18 protein-coding genes are annotated in these 17633 nt (G+C 39.9%); 12 read left to right on the forward strand and 6 right to left on the reverse strand.

Annotated elements, in window-relative coordinates; all coding sequences use genetic code 11:
* Window positions 1-36: 36 nt before the first annotated feature.
* Window positions 37-840, forward strand: a complete 804-nt coding sequence (locus ACESQI_RS07055; protein ID WP_373125615.1) for a hypothetical protein — start codon at window positions 37-39, stop codon at window positions 838-840.
* 109 nt (window positions 841-949) lie between these two features.
* Here ACESQI_RS07055 and ACESQI_RS07060 read toward each other — a convergent pair whose 3' ends face one another.
* From ACESQI_RS07060 to ACESQI_RS07070, 3 genes are all read right to left on the reverse strand, one after another.
* On the reverse strand, window positions 950-1321 hold the full coding sequence (locus ACESQI_RS07060) for a DMT family protein (protein WP_070751486.1): 372 nt from the start codon (window positions 1319-1321) through the stop codon (window positions 950-952).
* Between the two features lie 63 nt (window positions 1322-1384).
* Window positions 1385-1552 (reverse strand): DMT family protein, encoded by a 168-nt coding sequence (locus tag ACESQI_RS07065; RefSeq protein WP_373125616.1) that lies wholly within the window; start codon window positions 1550-1552, stop codon window positions 1385-1387.
* Between the two features lie 21 nt (window positions 1553-1573).
* Complete coding sequence (locus ACESQI_RS07070) at window positions 1574-2320, reverse strand: ATP-binding protein (protein WP_278510229.1); 747 nt, start codon at window positions 2318-2320, stop codon at window positions 1574-1576.
* A 136-nt stretch (window positions 2321-2456) separates the two neighbouring features.
* Between ACESQI_RS07070 and ACESQI_RS07075 the strand changes: the two genes are divergently transcribed.
* The 5 genes from ACESQI_RS07075 (at window position 2457) to ACESQI_RS07095 (ending at window position 6910) form a co-directional block, all read left to right on the forward strand.
* Window positions 2457-3887: a tetratricopeptide repeat protein gene (locus ACESQI_RS07075; protein WP_007484591.1), complete on the forward strand. Its 1431-nt coding sequence runs from the start codon at window positions 2457-2459 to the stop codon at window positions 3885-3887.
* Between the two features lie 7 nt (window positions 3888-3894).
* Window positions 3895-4365 (forward strand): NfeD family protein, encoded by a 471-nt coding sequence (locus tag ACESQI_RS07080; RefSeq protein WP_002562060.1) that lies wholly within the window; start codon window positions 3895-3897, stop codon window positions 4363-4365.
* Between the two features lie 24 nt (window positions 4366-4389).
* Entirely contained in the window at window positions 4390-5391 is a 1002-nt protein-coding gene (gene floA / locus ACESQI_RS07085; RefSeq protein WP_002562061.1) for a flotillin-like protein FloA, read from the forward strand.
* A gap of 113 nt (window positions 5392-5504) precedes the next feature.
* Window positions 5505-6383 carry a nucleoside phosphorylase gene (locus ACESQI_RS07090; RefSeq protein ID WP_002562062.1) on the forward strand — a complete coding sequence of 293 codons (879 nt, stop codon included), beginning with the start codon at window positions 5505-5507 and terminating at the stop codon, window positions 6381-6383.
* The gene (locus tag ACESQI_RS07095) at window positions 6383-6910 is read left to right on the forward strand and encodes a 3'-5' exonuclease (RefSeq protein WP_002562063.1); all 528 of its coding nucleotides are present in this window, start codon (window positions 6383-6385) and stop codon (window positions 6908-6910) included. Before ACESQI_RS07090 ends, ACESQI_RS07095 begins: the two co-directional genes overlap by 1 nt.
* On the opposite strand, the gene ACESQI_RS07100 is transcribed toward ACESQI_RS07095, so the two are convergent.
* Window positions 6894-7544 (reverse strand): NAD(P)-dependent oxidoreductase, encoded by a 651-nt coding sequence (locus ACESQI_RS07100; protein ID WP_002562064.1) that lies wholly within the window; start codon window positions 7542-7544, stop codon window positions 6894-6896. The two genes, ACESQI_RS07095 and ACESQI_RS07100, sit on opposite strands and share 17 nt — an antisense overlap.
* Before the next feature lie 86 nt (window positions 7545-7630).
* Window positions 7631-9514 (reverse strand): ATP-binding protein, encoded by a 1884-nt coding sequence (locus ACESQI_RS07105; protein ID WP_373125617.1) that lies wholly within the window; start codon window positions 9512-9514, stop codon window positions 7631-7633.
* Between the two features lie 123 nt (window positions 9515-9637).
* On the opposite strand from ACESQI_RS07105, the gene mnmE reads away from it, so the two are divergent.
* From mnmE to ACESQI_RS07135, 6 genes are all read left to right on the forward strand, one after another.
* Complete coding sequence (gene mnmE / locus ACESQI_RS07110; RefSeq protein ID WP_263666075.1) at window positions 9638-11035, forward strand: tRNA uridine-5-carboxymethylaminomethyl(34) synthesis GTPase MnmE; 1398 nt, start codon at window positions 9638-9640, stop codon at window positions 11033-11035.
* A gap of 272 nt (window positions 11036-11307) precedes the next feature.
* Window positions 11308-12186 carry a helix-turn-helix domain-containing protein gene (locus tag ACESQI_RS07115; RefSeq protein ID WP_009036663.1) on the forward strand — a complete coding sequence of 293 codons (879 nt, stop codon included), beginning with the start codon at window positions 11308-11310 and terminating at the stop codon, window positions 12184-12186.
* 115 nt (window positions 12187-12301) lie between these two features.
* Window positions 12302-13414, forward strand: a complete 1113-nt coding sequence (locus ACESQI_RS07120; RefSeq protein ID WP_009036662.1) for a site-specific integrase — start codon at window positions 12302-12304, stop codon at window positions 13412-13414.
* Window positions 13415-13587: 173 nt separating this feature from the next.
* Window positions 13588-14376: a hypothetical protein gene (locus tag ACESQI_RS07125; protein WP_009036661.1), complete on the forward strand. Its 789-nt coding sequence runs from the start codon at window positions 13588-13590 to the stop codon at window positions 14374-14376.
* A 121-nt stretch (window positions 14377-14497) separates the two neighbouring features.
* On the forward strand, window positions 14498-14875 hold the full coding sequence (locus tag ACESQI_RS07130) for a helix-turn-helix domain-containing protein (RefSeq protein WP_009036660.1): 378 nt from the start codon (window positions 14498-14500) through the stop codon (window positions 14873-14875).
* A gap of 2 nt (window positions 14876-14877) precedes the next feature.
* A complete protein-coding gene (locus tag ACESQI_RS07135; protein WP_034528919.1) occupies window positions 14878-15951 on the forward strand; it encodes an AAA family ATPase in 1074 nt (357 codons plus the stop codon).
* 643 nt (window positions 15952-16594) lie between these two features.
* Here ACESQI_RS07135 and ACESQI_RS07140 read toward each other — a convergent pair.
* Window positions 16595-17617 (reverse strand): virulence RhuM family protein, encoded by a 1023-nt coding sequence (locus ACESQI_RS07140; protein WP_009036658.1) that lies wholly within the window; start codon window positions 17615-17617, stop codon window positions 16595-16597.
* Window positions 17618-17633 lie beyond the last annotated feature (16 nt).

Here is a 17633-nt window from a genome sequence, read left to right on the forward strand (position 1 = left end):
ACACAACGTCTATTTTTTATTAAATAAAATTCTTATATGATTATATCTACATTGAAAGATATTAAAAATGAGGGTGTTAACGTTTGTTTCATTAAAGGAAACAGACAAGTGTCTAATAAAAATGTAAAGTCTAAGACTGCATCTATTGATAAATATGGTATTCTTGTACCATTGATGTATGTTAAAGGCACAAAAGCTGTTAAAGACGGTTGCTCATTAATGACAAGTGACGGAGAGCCTATTTCTAGTGAAGAAGCTGACAAATATATTGTTATTGTTGACGGGCAACATAGATATTCAGCAGCAATAGAGAAAAGTGTTTCTGATGAAGAAATATATCTTTTTGAAAGCTATGCTAAAGCTTCAACAAAAGAGTTGTTAGCAGAAGCTAATGTCGAAGTAGAAAAGTGGAAAGGTGAGGATTATATTGCTGGTGCTACTTTGGCTAAGCCAGAGAATGAACTTTTGCAATTTGCAAACACCTTATCTTTGAGAGGATTTCCGATTAGTACAATTAGTCTTATTTTATGTTGGGATAAGCACAAGTTTACCTCAAAAAAATTAAGTAGGCTAATGAAAGGTGAAACTGTGAATATAGAGCATAACTTTGAAAGAGCTAAAGCTTTTTTGAGTGCTATGTCTAAATTTACAGATAAATTTATTGCTAAGAACTATGCTATTAATGTCGTTATAGACTTATCAAGTGAAATGGGGTACAAACCTGTTTGTGAAGCATTGTCCAAAATTTCAGAAACCACTGTACAAAGAATTGAAGGGATTACTGGAGAGGAAAATGTAAAAAGCTTTTTGAAGGATGCAATAAATAAAATAAAGAGTTAGGTAAATAAAAGTTTAATCACTTAAAACCATAGGTTATGTAACCAAAGTTTAAAAGCGCATATTTCATAGCCGATTATCAGAAATGGTAATCGGCTTTTTTATTCTCTAATTATTTCAAAAAAACAAAGTACACCGCCAATACTAAACATATAAACGCAGCAAAATGATTCCAATGCAAAGTTTCCCCTTTAAAAAGAACCGTAGTAAATATTGTAAATATTATAAGAGTAATTACTTCTTGAATAACTTTTAATTGCATTAAAGAAAATGGACCACCATTATCAATGAAACCAATTCTATTTGCAGGAATTTGAAATAGGTACTCAAAGAAAGCTATCGACCAACTGAATGCAACTACCCCAATTAGAGGTAAAGATGCAAACCAACCGTATTCCTGTTTCATTTTAAGATGTCCATACCATGCAAAAGTCATAAAGACATTAGACACGATGAGTAATAATATTGTATAAACAGCTTTCATATATATTTTTTATTTACATAAGTATATTGAAATTTTAAATCTTTTTCTCATGGGTATTTTTGACTATTTATATTCAAAAAAAGCAATTGCCCAGCTAAAAGCAATAACACCAATAAGCGGAAGCGTAGCAAACCAAGAATACTCCTGTTTCATCTTTAAATGCCCATACCAGGCAAATGTCATAAATATATTGGATACTATTAATAGTAACACAGTATATAATCCTTTCATATCTATTTCTATTTTAATCAGTTATTCATTTTTTTCGGGCAACAAATCTTTCTGTACATTCGTCATACTCCCCCATAAGCTATACCGTGCTTCAGGATTCATAGCTTCAAGCTGATGCAGTATTCCTTTCATATCGCTACGGCTTGACTGAGATTCATAAGGGCAATTTTTCACTTGCTTCTGGTAAGCGTTTAAAGCAGCCAGTTCTATTAAATCAGCCTCATGTACCAGACACATCGGACGTATAATTGTCATATCAAACTTCTTCATCACCAACCGTGGAGGCATCGTACTAAAGGCTCCCTGATAAGTAAGGTTCATCAACAATGTTTCCAGAATATCATCCATGTGATGCCCTAAAGCTATCTTATTGCATCCCTGCTCTTTGGCAACCGTGAAAAGAGCTTTTCGCCTGTTCCAGGAACAAAGGAAACAAGGAGATTTACGGGTATCGGTAGAAGGATCGAACGAAGTTTCATATACCACCAAAGGTACTCCAAATGTTTCGGCATGTGCCCGCAAATATTCCAGATTACTCTGGTAAGGAATATTCTTCATCACGACATGCACCGCTACCACCGAAAAGCGGGGTTTGAAGATACGCGCCCGCCTTCCCAACAGTTCGATCAAGGCCAGCGAATCTTTTCCTCCCGACAGACCGATAAGAATTTTATCGCCCTCCTCTATCAGGTTATATTGCACTACACCTTTATTAAACCGGCGCTCAATGCGACGCAAGATTTGCTCTTCTTCTGTAAACTTTGTCATATCTTCAAAAATTGGCTGCAAAAGTAAGTGAAAAGAATGATTTAAAGAAGAATTAACATAATAGAATAACTTAAAAAAGGAATATTCGCGATTAATTTGTATTTTTGAACTTCTGAATAACAAGCCAAGACCCTATATGAAGAAAAAGCATATTTTATTCTTTCTTTTCTGCCTGATCCTTACAAGTGTATCTGCACAAACACTGGAGCAGGCAAAGACTATGTTTAATAAAGGACAATACGATAAAGCCAAACCTGTCTTTGAAAAATACGTCAAATCCCAACCCGCCAATGGAAATTATAACCTGTGGTACGGTGTCTGTTGTCTGAAAACCGGAGAACCGGACAAGGCGTTGAAATATCTGGAACTGGCAGTAAAAAAACGCATTCCTACCGGACAGCTTTATCTGGCTGAGAACTACAATGACCTGTATCGTTTTGATGAAGCTATTAAAAACTATGAAGCTTACATAGAAGATCTTACCAAGAAAAAAAGACCTACTGAAGAAGCTGAAAAATTATTGGAAAAAGCAAAATCCAACCTTCGTATGCTGAAAGGGGTAGAAGAAGTATGCGTGATTGACAGCTTTGTTGTAGATAAAGCGAACTTTCTTGATGCATATAAAATCAGCGAAGAATCGGGTAAACTGTTTTCATACAACAGTTTTTTCAAAACAGAGGGAGAACATCCGGGAACTGTTTACGAAACAGAACTCGCAAACAAAATATACTACGGCGAAAAAGATAAAAAAGGACTGCTCAATATTCTGTCAAAGAACAAATTGCTGGATGAATGGAGTAAAGGCATGGAGTTGCCGGGAAGTATTAATGCTTCGGGCAATACAAACTATCCATACGTACTGACAGACGGAGTAACAATCTACTATGCTTCGGACGGAGAAGGATCTTTGGGTGGATATGACATTTTCGTGACGCGCTATAACACGAATACGGATACCTATCTTAGCCCCGAAAATGTAGGCATGCCTTTCAATTCGCCTTATAATGACTATATGTACGTCATCGACGAATACAACAACTTGGGATGGTTTGCCTCAGACCGTTATCAGCCTGATGGTAAGGTGTGTGTGTATGTATTCATCCCGAACGAATCAAAACAGGTGTACAATTATGAAGCAATGGACCCGAAACAAATCATAGCTCTGGCCCAACTTAAATCATTAAAAACAACCTGGAAAGACAAACAAGAGGTAAGCAATGCCAGAAAAAGACTGGAAGCTGCCATTAATCATAAGCCACAAGAACAATTTGTGGCCGACTTTGAATTCATCATTGATGATAACACAACGTATTATCACCTGGACGATTTCAAATCTCCACAGGCAAAAGAACAGTTCAAGAAATACCAACAGAAGGAAAAAGACTATCGCCAGCAGGAAAGTAAACTGGACAGTCAGCGTCAGTGGTATGCACGTGCCAATAAAGAAGAAAAAACAAAAATGGCTCCATCTATCCTTGATCTTGAAAAACGGGTAGAACAGATGATCCGCGAACTGGACAAGGAGGCTATCGACATACGCAATACAGAAAAACAAAATCTAAAATAACAAAACTATGGATGTACTGATAATCGTTGTACTCATTATTGCCGCAGTAATACTTTTTCTGGTAGAACTGTTTGTTATCCCGGGAATTAGCGTGGCAGGCTTCGGAGCACTGGGTTGCATCATTTATGCCAATTATTATGCTTTCGCCTATATGGGTACGGGTGCAGGATTCATCACTTTGGTGGTATCAGGAATCGCATGTATCGGTTCTCTCGTATGGTTTATGCGATCAAAAACGCTGGACAAACTGGCTTTAAAAAAAGACATTACATCCAAAGTAGACCGAAGTGCCGCCAATAAAGTAAAAGTAGGTGACACAGGAATTACCACTACCCGACTGGCACAAATTGGTTATGCAGATATCGACGGTAACATCATAGAAGTAAAATCGATGGACGGGCTGCTGGATGAAAAGACACCGATAGTAGTTAACCGAATTACAGACGGAACTATTTTTGTAGAAAAACAGAAATCATAATATTCACTTAATTCAAAACTCATTATGAACGTCGAACCAATGTATCTGACTATCTTACTGATAGCGGGAGGTATTATTCTCCTGGTTCTTTTCTTTCATTACGTACCATTCTTCCTTTGGCTGTCCGCCAAAGTTTCGGGAGTAAACATCTCGCTGGTACAACTTTTTCTGATGCGCATCCGTAATGTTCCGCCGTATATTATCGTACCGGGCATGATTGAAGCCCACAAAGCCGGTCTGAGTAATATCACCCGTGACGAACTTGAAGCCCATTATCTGGCCGGAGGACATGTAGAAAGAGTAGTTCATGCGTTGGTTTCCGCTTCTAAAGCAAACATAGAACTCACCTTTCAGATGGCTACGGCTATTGACCTTGCCGGACGTGATGTGTTTGAGGCTGTTCAAATGTCCGTTAATCCGAAAGTAATCGATACACCTCCTGTTACAGCTGTAGCCAAAGACGGTATCCAGCTCATAGCCAAAGCACGTGTAACCGTACGTGCCAGTATCAAGCAGCTTGTGGGTGGTGCAGGTGAAGATACAATCCTAGCCCGCGTAGGTGAAGGTATCGTTTCGTCTATCGGTTCTTCCGAAAACCACAAGTCGGTACTCGAAAATCCGGATTCTATCTCCAAATTAGTACTTCGCAAAGGTCTGGATGCAGGAACAGCTTTTGAAATTCTGTCAATTGATATTGCCGATATTGATATAGGTAAAAACATCGGTGCAGCTTTACAGATAGATCAGGCAAATGCAGATAAAAACATTGCGCAGGCAAAAGCAGAAGAGCGCCGTGCAATGGCCGTAGCTACCGAACAGGAAATGAAAGCAAAAGCAGAAGAGGCACGTGCCAATGTGATTCAGGCCGAAGCGGAAGTTCCGAAAGCAATGGCAGAGGCCTTCCGTAGCGGGAACCTCGGTATTATGGATTACTATAAAATGAAAAATATCCAGGCTGATACATCCATGCGGGACAATATAGCAAAACCAATGGGTGGAAACAATAATAAACCATTGAGCGATTAGCCTGCTCACAATAATATACACGGAGTTCCATAGAGTTTCACTTTTAATAAACACTTTGTGGAACTCTGTGTTATTTTATTAAGAACTTGTTTATAACTAAATCTTTGAACAGCATGAAAAAGTATTTTCCTTCCTCAGAGTTGATAATCAACGAAGACGGTTCAGTATTCCATCTTCATGTAAAACCCGAACAACTGGCAGACAAAGTAATACTTGTTGGAGATCCCGGACGAGTAGCACTCGTAGCTTCTCACTTCGACAAGAAAGAATTTGAAGTGGAAAGCCGCGAGTTTAAAACCATCACCGGAACTTATAAAGGTAAACGTATTACCGTTGTTTCCACCGGTATTGGTTGTGACAATATTGATATTGTAATGAATGAACTGGATGCGTTGGCAAACATCGACTTTCAGACCCGTGAAGAAAAAGAACATCTCCGCTCACTGGAACTGGTACGTATCGGCACTTGTGGGGGCTTGCAACCCAATACTCCGGTTGGCACCTTTGTTTGTTCACAAAAATCAATTGGTTTTGATGGGCTGCTCAACTTCTACGACGGAAGAAATGCAGTCTGTGATCTCGCTTTTGAACGCGCCTTCCTGAACCATATGGGATGGTCGGGCAATATGTGTGCACCTGCCCCTTATGTGATTGATGCAAATGCGGAACTGATTGACCGTATTGCTAAAGAAGACATGGTACGTGGCGTTACAATCGCTGCCGGTGGCTTCTTCGGCCCTCAGGGACGTGAGCTGCGGGTTCCTTTGGCTGATCCCAATCAAAATGATAAAATTGAAAAGTTTGAATACAATGGTTTCAAAATAACCAATTTCGAAATGGAAAGTTCTGCGCTTGCCGGATTATCAAAACTAATGGGACACAGAGCGATGACCGTTTGCATGGTAATTGCCAACCGCCTTATTAAAGAAGCGAATACGGGATATAAAAACACCATTGATACACTAATAAAAACCGTTCTTGACAGAATCTAATGAATTTATCATTTGCCGCCATCGACTTTGAGACAGCTACAGGCTATATGGAAAGCGCCTGTTCGGTAGGCATTGTCACCGTTACAGACGGAGTGATTACAGATGAGTATTATAGTCTGATCCAACCGCCCGAAAACGTATATTGGCGATCAAATATCCTTGTACATGGCATCACCCCGGATATGACCGAATCATTGCCGGGGTTTCATGCCATTTATCCTGAAGTACGGAAGCGGTTACAAGGCAAAACAGTTGTTGCTCACAACGAACAATTTGACCGCAATGTATTGAAACGTACCATGCGTATGTACCAGCTTGATTATGATGAGTTATTACTGCCCGAACGTTGGGAATGTACCCTGCGTATCTACCGCTCTTTAGGCTATAAACCTGCCAATCTGAGTGCTTGCTGTCAACGGCAAAACATTGATCTCACCCATCATGAAGCCCTCTCTGATGCCCGGGGATGTGCCAAACTCTATCTAAACTTTCTGGAAAGCCATCGTCCGGTCAATACCCTATGGTAAAACGTTCCTGATGATGTGCCGGCTTCTCTAACTCGTCAATCATAGCTGCTGCATAATCCTGCACCGAAATATGACTATTACCCACTACATCTACAACCATATCATCTTTGCCTAAACGATATCTGCCTGTACGTACGCCTGGCGCCATATCAGCAGCCGGTGAGAAGAATACCCAATCTATTTCTTTTTCTTTTTTCAGGAAATTAAGATAAAAATCGCTCAAAGCTTTGACTCCCGGCAATAACTTCTCAGGAACTTCACCAGAATCGACCAGACGGAGCCCCGGCGCAATAAACAACGAACCAGCACCACCTACCATCAGGAAACGATTCACGCCTGATTTTTTTACTCCATCAATTATCGTCAGGTAAACTTTAATTGTTTCATCATATATATTGGGATTATCCCATCCGGGATTAAAGGCACTGATCACAGCATCGGCTCCCTTACAGACTCCATAAACTTCATCGAGAGAAGAAACATCTGCTTTCTTGACTACTAAATGTTCATTCTCGATTTTTATCTTGTCCGGATTACGAACTACGGCCGTCACATGAAAATCACGGTTCAAAGCTTCATTAAGGATAGCCGAACCTACAAAACCACTGGCCCCTATCAATACTACCTTCTTCATATTACAAATTATTTGAGTGTTCAATTTATTATATTAGTAATAGTATAACACGTTACACTTCAAATTGTTGTAATATAAAAAAGTAATCAGAAGTACTTCTCGATTGTACTTTTCAGCTGTTCTATTGAATAAGGTTTGGAAACAACTTCATTACATCCCGCAGCAAGCGCCTGCTTCTGTTCTATATAGAAAGCATTTGCCGTCACGGCTATGATCGGAATATCAGCAGATACCGCACGGATTTTCTCTGTGGCTTTAATACCATTCATCACCGGCATACGAATATCCATCAGTATCAGATCTGGTTTCTCATGTAAGAAACGGTTCACAGCCTCTTCACCATTTGTCACCCACGAAAGAGTATAATCTTTCTTTAGCAAAGCATTTATCTGCATAAAGTTGGTTTCTACATCTTCTGCTACCAATATCCGTTTCCGTCCCTCCTGATAATCAGATTCAGTAATGGTTAAGTCTACCTGCTGGTAAGGTAAATACATAGCAAAGGTACTCCCCTCGCCTACTTCGGATTCCACATTTATTTTCCCGCCAAGACGCTCTACAAGACTCTGACAGATGGATAACCCCAACCCAGTACCTTGTACAAAATCATTCAGTTTCTCAAAACGGGTAAATATCAGGGGAAGTTTCTCTTTGGGAATTCCACATCCGGTATCACTGACAAACAGTTTCAGCCAATCTTTCTCCACACACATTCCGATTGTAATACATCCCTGCCTGGTGTTCTTAATGGCATTCGACAGAAAATTAAATAATATCTGAGTAACCCGGTTACGATCGGTTGTAATCCATATTTTCTCTTGCGGACGTGTAACTCTTAACTCAATTTCATCTCTGATTTTTAACCGGTGTACTTTCTCAACTTCATCAATCAGTGAAGTCATCTCCACCAGTTGAAAATGTATCTCTGATTTGCCGGATTCAATGCGTGATAAATCGAGGATATCATTGATCAGTTGGAGCAACACATTGCTATTTTTCCGAATGATGCCAATGTATTCTTCTTTTTCCTCTTGGGCTTCTGTCAAAGCTATAATTTCGGCAAAGCCAACAATAGCATTCAGGGGAGTACGGATCTCATGACTCATATTAGCCAAGAAAACAGATTTCATACGATCTGCCTCCTCCGCTTTTCTTTTGGCTTCAATCAGTTCCTGGGCATGTTGTACACGCTCTCCGATGTCATGAATTAAAGCCAAGACTTTATTATCTTCAAATGGGGCGATACGAGCTTGGAAATAATGCCTGCCATCTTCGGCATCCAGCGGATACTCAATCTCTTTTAACCGCCCTTCTTTCAGACACTCGTGTATATTACGAATAAATAAGTCACTTACTTCCGGATTGTAAATAGAACGTCCGTCAGCTCCTTTCAACACCTCTACCGGATGAAGTAACACAGTATCGGATGCCATCAGCACATCAGTGATGAAAAAGTTATCATCAAAAATAAATATAAACTCCGGCAAAGCTTCAATCACTTTCCGGTTTCTTGCTTCCAGACGCCTTATATGCTGCTCTTTTTCACATTGCGAAGTAACATTGATAGTATAGGCTATTATCTTTTCCGGATGTCCATCTTTATCTTTCTGATAAGAAAGGAAGTGGTCTTCCAGCCAAATAACTTGCCCATTATTACCGATACAACGTACCCGTATCTGAGACGTTTTTGTTTCAGAATCGAGCATACGGGAGAAAGCATTCCGGTAAGGAACAATGTCCTCCGGACAGGCATACCGATAGAAATCATCAATATCTTTAAAAATGATACCTACTTCTTTTAATCCTAATATACGAAAGTAGTCATCTGTAAAGCTACATTCACCCGTTACAATATCATATTCCCACAGTGCAATTTGATGTGCAGACAAAACAGAGGTCATTTTTTGAAATTTATCTCTTAGTTTTTCAATATATTCTTCTTTGAAAAAGGAATCAGCTTCAGCTATCATATAAGTGCATTTCGTTTTGTTGTATGGATAGCAAAGATAAGAATAATAAAGAATAACTTGCATTAAAAGTTATTCCTTTTTTCTACAGAAAATCCTATCTTTGCCTTTCAAAATGAAAAAAAAATGAATCAAGACACCATTTGTGCTATAGCCACCGCCCAAGGAGGAGCTATCGGAAGTATCCGCGTCTCTGGTCCCGATGCCATAACTATTACTGAACGTATTTTCACTCCAGTTAAAGTGGGGAAGCAACTCTCTGATAAAAAGCCATATACATTAACTTTCGGACATATACACAATGAGAAAGAGATTGTGGATGAAGTACTTGTCAGCTTGTTTCGTGCCCCCCACTCCTACACAGGGGAAGATAGTACTGAAATTACGTGTCATGGTTCTACCTATATTCTTCAGCAGGTGATGCAACTGCTTATTAAAAACGGCTGCCGTATGGCTCAACCCGGAGAATATACACAAAGAGCTTTTTTGAATGGCAAGATGGATCTCAGCCAGGCAGAGGCTGTGGCAGATCTGATTGCTTCAACCTCTGCCGCTACCCATCGTTTAGCCATGAGCCAGATGCGTGGCGGCTTCAGTAAAGAATTAGCCGACCTCCGTGGAAAACTTCTCGACTTCACATCTATGATCGAACTCGAGCTGGATTTCAGTGAAGAAGATGTGGAGTTTGCAGACCGTTCCGCATTACGCCATTTAGCAGATGGGATAGAACAGGTTATCACTCGCCTGGTTCATTCGTTCAGTGTAGGAAATGCTATAAAAAATGGTGTTCCGGTAGCCATCATAGGCGAAACCAATGCAGGAAAATCGACTCTATTGAATGTTCTATTGAATGAGGATAAAGCCATCGTCAGTGATATTCACGGCACAACCCGTGATGTCATTGAAGATACTGTAAACATAGGTGGCATCACTTTCCGCTTTATAGATACTGCCGGAATTCGTGAGACTAATGATACCATCGAGAGTTTGGGTATTGAACGTACCTTCCAGAAACTGGATCAGGCCGAAATTGTGCTTTGGATGATTGATGCTACAGATGCGAAGTCACAAATGGAAGAGCTTTCAGGCAAAATTCTCCCACGTTGCCAAAACAAACATCTGATCGTAGTATTTAATAAATCTGACCTGATCAGAGAAGAACAAAAGAAAGATATAATTTCTCTTCTATCAAGTTTCTCCAAAGAAGACATAAGTTCAATCTTTATTTCTGCAAGACAGCGATCAGGTACTGACGAATTACAACAAACACTGATCGAAGCCGCCCACCTCCCAACGATTACACAAAATGATGTAATCGTTACAAATATCCGCCATTATGAGGCTCTATCCCGTGCACTGGATGCCATACACCGGGTACAAAACGGATTGGATGCGAATATTTCCGGAGATTTTTTAGCACAGGATATACGAGAATGTATCTTCCATCTGTCGGATATAGCAGGAGAGGTAACAAACGATATGGTACTTCAAAATATATTTCAGCATTTTTGCATCGGGAAATGATACATCGCAATTAACCGCAACGAATTAGAATCAACTATAATGAAGTCGCTGAATTTCAGCGGCTTTTTTATTTATCCAAAATCCAGTTCATAGCGATTGGATAGTGTTGTTCACCATATTTTTCTACCGTATTTCTACCGCGAAACAAATTGGGGTTTGTCCCCGATGTCACAGTGACACATTTGGCGACATGGGTGAACAATGGTTTACGTAGAGAGACAAAAAGGGAAATTAAATCTTTATGGTTTCACTAAAAATATGGAGAAAACAACATGGAAGTAAAAAGAATTTGTCAATGGTGTGGTAAACCTTTTATAGCTCAGAAAACCACCACCAATTATTGTAGTCCTCAATGTTCTAAACGAGGCTACAAACATCGAATGAAAGAGCGAAGAATGGAGCTCATTCAGAGTCAAGAATTGTTGGAGGTAAAGAAGATGCTGGAAAATCAAGAGTACTTTACCTTTTCACAAGCAGCTAAATTGATGGGAGTTTCTCGTCAATACATCTACAAATTAGTCAAAGAGGATAAGTTGAGAGCAAGTCGGATTAGTTCACGAATGTCTTTTATTCGAAGAGCTGATATAGAACTTTTGCTTAAATCTAAACCTTATGAACGTGTGATGTCAAAAGTCGAATTTGATATTGCTGAATATTACACTGCTGAAGAAATTGCCCAAAAATACAAGGTCAACACCAAATGGGTATGGACTTATACACGGGAGTATAATGTGCCAAAAGTAAAAATCCGCCAGTTCAACTATTACAGCAAAAAGCATATTGATGTTGCTTTTGCCAAGTACAAGACAGATAATGATCTGACCGAATGGTACACTCCCGAAGAGATAGAACAAAAGTATGGGATGAGTCGGGTTGCCATCCGCTCCCATGTCTATCGCAACAACATCCCGTCCAAGAAAGAACACGGTCAGATATTCTACTCGAAGCTACATTTTGACCTATCCAAGCAGACTGCCGAAGACAATGCTTCGGAGTACTACACCGTGCAGGAAGTCATGAAGAAATACAATCTCACAAGGGATTCTGTCTATGGCATTCTGCAGTTCCACGAAATCAAACGTGAGAAGAAAGGTCGTTTCGTGAGATTCCTGAAAGTGGAATTTGATCATGTAATGGGTGTCAGAAAATAAGCCTAAGTCTGAATTTAGGCAGACCAGAAAATGATTCTAAAAATGAGCATTGTCTGTGTCAAGCCATTACGGACATTTGCAGCAAATCAAGTATAAACTAATAATAATTGTAACTATGTTAGAATGTAAAACAGTAACATTGAGAACACGTCCCTTGAAACATGGGATGCTTTCTTTCTATTTAGATTATTATCCGGGGTATCGTGACCAAGAAACAATGAAAACCATCCGTCACGAAGGATTGAACATTTATATTTATGCCAATCCTAAGAATGAACGTGAACGCAACTTCAATGCAACTATGTCGGAAAAGGCGGAAGCCATCCGATGCCGACGCTTTGAATCTATCGTTAATGACAGGTATGATTTCTTTGACAGGCACAAACTCAAAGCGGATTTTCTGGAATACTACCGCAAGCAGCTTCGCAAGCATGACCAAAAGTGGGAATTTGTGTACCACCATTTCTACAACTTCGTTCATGGCAAATGTACTTTTGAAGAAATTGATATTGACCTTTGTAATAAGTTCCGGGAGTATCTGCTAAATGCCAAGCAACTCAGGCGTGACGACCGCATTTCAAAGAACTCTGCTTCCGGCTATTGGTCAACATTCAGGGGACTTTTGAAGATTCTTTATCGCAATCGGCTAATCAAAACCAATATCAATGACTTTTTGGATAAAATCGAAACGGAAGATACTCCAAAAGACTATCTAAGTGTGGAAGAACTTTACAAATTGGCTGAGACACCTTGCAAAAAGCCGATTCTGAAGACAGCAGCATTGTTTTCATGTTTGACCAGTCTCAGAATCAGCGATATACTATCGTTACAATGGCATGAAATCGTTGACTTTGCAGCCGGAGGGAAATGTGTCCATACAATTACCCAAAAGACCAAAACAGAGGACATCATTCCAATCAGCGACGAAGCCCTGCAATTAATCGGCTATTCTCCGGAAAAAACCGGATTAGTATTTAAAGGATTGAAACGAAGTTGGACACAGCATCCCATGAAAGAGTGGATTCGCGAAGCTGGTATAACCAAGAATATCACTTTCCACTCCTACCGAAGAACATACGCAACACTTCAAGGAGCAGCCGGCACAGACATACGTACCATTCAAAGTAATATGGCACATAGAAGTATCACCACGACACAACGGTACATGAAAGTTGTGGACAGCAACAAGCGTGAAGCCAGCAACAGAATCTCTTTAATCCGCAAGTAAGAATTAAGGTTCAAATAATCCCATTTTATAGCTCAGAGTATGATATTTTGCATCAAATCATACTCTGAGCATATTTTTTCTTAAATTCTGAACGATTATCTATTACAAACAGCAACTATTTGGAAATCTGCATATACATTTGTTTTATTGTAGAACTCAAACAGTATCAGTTTATGACGAATAGTATTAAAATTACTCCTCAAAGAACCAGTTTCATACTTTCAGTAAGTGTCATCCTTTATTGGACAACAGACTCCTATTTATATCTTAATTGCCATATCGACATGATGGAGTATTCCACTCCAGTTATTTTATATATCACGGCAATGATACTTGCCTGTGGAGTACTTCAGCGTTTCTTTTTCCGATTCATTACAAAGAATGAATTGAGTTTGTCTTTTGGCAAGCAAGTAAGACCTCTACCCGAACAAATTAAGGAGATTGATCCGGAGTGTCCAAAGGACAAGGATATAAATCCGGCAATTTTAGTTGCAGAAAGTGTTGCAAAACAAGATTATATGGATAATTATGAAGTACGTGTAGCTGAAATTGAACGTAAAAAAGCCGAAAGGCAGGCAGACATTAAGCGTGTCATTCATGAATATACCACATTTGTAATGACGGAATTTCTCTCAAAAGAAGATCTTGAAATTCTGCATGAAAACATAGAGTATTTTGCGTACGGACAATCTGATTTATACAAGCCAATCCGTTCAAAAGTAGATAATTCTCTCCGTTCTATCGACCTGATGCATTTCGTATGGAACATCGGGGAGAGATTGGGCATTTCTCTTATAGATAGAGCAACATTCATACATACTATATTCCCACATGAATTAAAAGACGCTTCGATTAAATATCTGGCTAAAAATCTCCGAACATGCGGAGTTTGCAAAATAGCCCTTGATATTCCTAAAACCGGAGATTATCACTTCAAATGTATGAAAGAAGCCCAAGAATAAAAAGAAAATTCAACCGATTAGGGTTATTCAACACAGACTGAAATATTATTGCCTTCTGATAGTTGTCAGCATTACATCATTGTGTTGGTTTGCAGCATGTTTAACAAAAACAATGTTATATATGCAAAAAGACAAACTGACCTTTAATGACCTGCCTGAAGTAGTAGAAGAACTTTGCGAGAGAATCGCAAGTATGGAAACGTTGCTGGCAGAAAAACTTCATCAGCAGCATAACGAGGCAAAAAAGGATACCCATGTCCCAATGACCGTTGATGAAGTCTGCGAATACTTAGGTATCTCGAAATCATCCTTTTATTACAAAGCCAAACATGGTGGTATTCCAATCATCAAACAAGGAAAACACTTGTTTGTCTATCGTGATGAATTGGACAAATGGTTGGAAAGCGGAAGAAAAGGAGAAACGCCTATAAGCATAGAGGAAGAACACGCCCGAATGCTTGCAACTACACGTCGCAAAGCCAATCCTAAAAGCTGGTGAGTATGGAAACGGTAGCACCCATTGAAGATCTTGCTCAGGTCGCTACAAGATGGCAAGATACCATGCTCAGTTTGGAAAAGGAGTACGAACAGGAGCCGGAAGTTCTGAAAATAGGCGGAGTACCTATCGGGACATTGGGAAATTTCAGTGCATCCATAGGCAAGGCTAAAAGCAAAAAGACTTTCAATGTTTCCGCTATGGTGGCAGCAGCTTTGTCAGGGAAGGAAATTCTTAACTACACAACGGACTTCCCTGAAGGAAAGAACCGCATCCTTTACATCGACACAGAACAAAGTCAAAACCATTGTATGATTGTGATGCATCGTATCATGAAACTGGCAGAGTTGCCGGCTAATGAGGATTGCGACCGTTTCTATTTTCTCGCTCTACGCAAGTTCAATCCGAAGGAGCGTTTGGCTATCATAGATGATGCCATCAATCAGATTGAGGGTCTCGGTTTCGTGGTGATTGACGGAATCCGCGACTTGGTTTATGACATTAATTCTCCGAGCGAAGCCACGTGCGTAATCTCCAAACTCATGCAGTGGACTGACGAATACCAGATTCATCTTCACACCATCCTTCACCAGAACAAAAGCGATGAAAATGCCCGTGGGCACATCGGCACGGAAATCAACAACAAAGCGGAAACGGTCATTCAAATTGAAAAAGACAAAGATGACAGCAACATCAGCAAAGTGGAAAGTGTGCACACCCGTTCCAAAGACTTTCTGCCATTCGCTTTCTGCATCAATGACCAATCACTTCCCGAACTTCTGCCGGACTATGTGCCGACAAAAAAGAGCGTAGGTCGTCCCAAGCAGGAACCGTTCTCCCCTTATAAAGACATCCACGAAGCCATCCATCGCAAGGCTCTCGAATTGGCTTTTGACGGAAAAGAGATGATTTCGGGATATAAGGCTTTGGAAGAAGAACTGACCACTGCCTACGAACTGGCAGGAACGAAATTTAATCACAACAAGATTGTGAAGATAATTAAGTTTCTCACGAACAAACGGATGGTGGTTCAGGAAAGCCGTGGCATTTATCGGTTCATGCCGGATTACCATTATTGACTCTCCACTTGACTTTATTCTAAAAGTGTCCATTCGTATATAAGTCAAAGTCTAAGTGCAACGACTGGTTTCATAATAATCCACGGAATCGGTCGTTGCCATTGATTGGGCTTGCCCGTTGTACAGACATTATCTTGTATGGGGAGCCTAATACCCCAAGCGACCAATAGGTCGTTTGAGAGTGCCAAATCTCTCAGCAAGCTGATTGGTGATAAAAAGGCGTTATTTGAGCCTTTTATCTTTTCGCCAGCCATCGCAAAAACGAAATTTGTATACTTAATTGCTCACAGGGCTTGCCCATTATACAAATCTTATTGAGTTAGAGTAACTCAATACCCCAAGCAATAAATCGCTCGTGAGACTTTGCCAATCCTCTGCAAGCTAGATTTGGCATTATTGCGGTTTTGGAGTGTATTTCAGTAGTGCTTTTACGAACTCTTTTATGAACCCTACTGGTTCTTTTATGAACTCTTATGTGAACTCTTTTCTTGCTTTTAAGTGGTATACTGGAGTAACGTCGGTCACCATAAATGCAGATACTAAATGATGAAAACAGAACTATTGTCCGAACACTTGACAATTTAACGACATGAATCTGCCATATCCCAAAGGCGATTTTGCCAACCTCAAAATGACATTATAATTATTCAATATCTAATGCAGGAAGACTATTATCTTCAAATCTATCAAAGTCAGATTGAAAAAGACGGTCTTGAATGATCCTATACTTTTCAAACTCTGATTCAGCAAACTCTTTGGCATATTCGGCAGAAACCTTTCCGCTATCCTGTAATATCGGGCTCTCAAATAAATTAATGAATTTGTCTATTCGCTTTGCCCAATCTTCCATTGTCATAGGTATATGACGCATAGCCATACTTTCTGCCATATCAAGGGACGCATTGACTATCCTACCCATTTCTTCTAATTCTTTTTCTCGCAAATAGTTCTTTGCTACAGACACATCTGTTTTGACAATTTTTCCATTCGGAGCGTTTTCCCAAGTGGTCAATCCCATGTGTTCCTTATTCGCATCAGCTCGTTCGACTATCAACTCCGCAGCAGTATGCCCATGCACAGCATAGTGCATTTTGTTCTGTACCTTTTTGAAGAAAAGACGAGTTGTCGGAGCATCTTTGTTATAGTCTATAGCCGTAGCATAAATATCGGTCAGTTTCTGATAAAAACGACGCTCACTCAGCCTTATCTCCCTTATTTCGGCAAGCAAATGTTCAAAGTAATCTACACCTAAGAAAGCCCCGTTCTCCATTCGCTTATGATCAAGTACATATCCACGGATGGCAAACTGACGGAGTACAAACGTACACCACTGACGGAACTGTGTGGCACGAACAGAATTGACGCGATACCCGACACTGATAATGGCATCAAGATTATAGAACATTGTTTGATAATTTTTCCCGTCTGCGGCAGTTGCCGAGTTTTTCTCGGTAACTGAATCTTTGACAAGTTCTCCGGATGCGAATATGTTTTTTAAGTGCAGACTAATATTGTCAGTGGAGCAATCAAAAAGCTGCGCCATCGCCTTTTGTGTTGCCCAAATGGTCTCATCTTTATACATCACTTGAATCCCATCCTCTTTGCCTTCAAACATGAAGATAAGAAACTCAGCTGTACTATTTCGTATTTCTATATTCTTTGCCATAATTTAAATTATCACC

This window comes from Bacteroides sp. HPS0048, assembly GCF_964240755.1.
GTDB lineage: Bacteria > Bacteroidota > Bacteroidia > Bacteroidales > Bacteroidaceae > Bacteroides > Bacteroides nordii.

Bases quoted from the DNA above. Each gene is read 5' to 3' on its own strand.
- ACESQI_RS07055 (WP_373125615.1), top strand. From the start codon at position 37: ATGATTATATCTACATTGAAAGATATTAAAAATGAGGGTGTTAACGTT.
- ACESQI_RS07060 (WP_070751486.1), bottom strand. From the start codon at position 1,321: ATGAAAGCTGTTTATACAATATTATTACTCATCGTGTCTAATGTCTTT.
- ACESQI_RS07065 (WP_373125616.1), bottom strand. From the start codon at position 1,552: ATGAAAGGATTATATACTGTGTTACTATTAATAGTATCCAATATATTT.
- ACESQI_RS07070 (WP_278510229.1), bottom strand. From the start codon at position 2,320: ATGACAAAGTTTACAGAAGAAGAGCAAATCTTGCGTCGCATTGAGCGC.
- ACESQI_RS07075 (WP_007484591.1), top strand. From the start codon at position 2,457: ATGAAGAAAAAGCATATTTTATTCTTTCTTTTCTGCCTGATCCTTACA.
- ACESQI_RS07080 (WP_002562060.1), top strand. From the start codon at position 3,895: ATGGATGTACTGATAATCGTTGTACTCATTATTGCCGCAGTAATACTT.
- floA (WP_002562061.1), top strand. From the start codon at position 4,390: ATGAACGTCGAACCAATGTATCTGACTATCTTACTGATAGCGGGAGGT.
- ACESQI_RS07090 (WP_002562062.1), top strand. From the start codon at position 5,505: ATGAAAAAGTATTTTCCTTCCTCAGAGTTGATAATCAACGAAGACGGT.
- ACESQI_RS07095 (WP_002562063.1), top strand. From the start codon at position 6,383: ATGAATTTATCATTTGCCGCCATCGACTTTGAGACAGCTACAGGCTAT.
- ACESQI_RS07100 (WP_002562064.1), bottom strand. From the start codon at position 7,544: ATGAAGAAGGTAGTATTGATAGGGGCCAGTGGTTTTGTAGGTTCGGCT.
- ACESQI_RS07105 (WP_373125617.1), bottom strand. From the start codon at position 9,514: ATGATAGCTGAAGCTGATTCCTTTTTCAAAGAAGAATATATTGAAAAA.
- mnmE (WP_263666075.1), top strand. From the start codon at position 9,638: ATGAATCAAGACACCATTTGTGCTATAGCCACCGCCCAAGGAGGAGCT.
- ACESQI_RS07115 (WP_009036663.1), top strand. From the start codon at position 11,308: ATGGAAGTAAAAAGAATTTGTCAATGGTGTGGTAAACCTTTTATAGCT.
- ACESQI_RS07120 (WP_009036662.1), top strand. From the start codon at position 12,302: ATGTTAGAATGTAAAACAGTAACATTGAGAACACGTCCCTTGAAACAT.
- ACESQI_RS07125 (WP_009036661.1), top strand. From the start codon at position 13,588: ATGACGAATAGTATTAAAATTACTCCTCAAAGAACCAGTTTCATACTT.
- ACESQI_RS07130 (WP_009036660.1), top strand. From the start codon at position 14,498: ATGCAAAAAGACAAACTGACCTTTAATGACCTGCCTGAAGTAGTAGAA.
- ACESQI_RS07135 (WP_034528919.1), top strand. From the start codon at position 14,878: ATGGAAACGGTAGCACCCATTGAAGATCTTGCTCAGGTCGCTACAAGA.
- ACESQI_RS07140 (WP_009036658.1), bottom strand. From the start codon at position 17,617: ATGGCAAAGAATATAGAAATACGAAATAGTACAGCTGAGTTTCTTATC.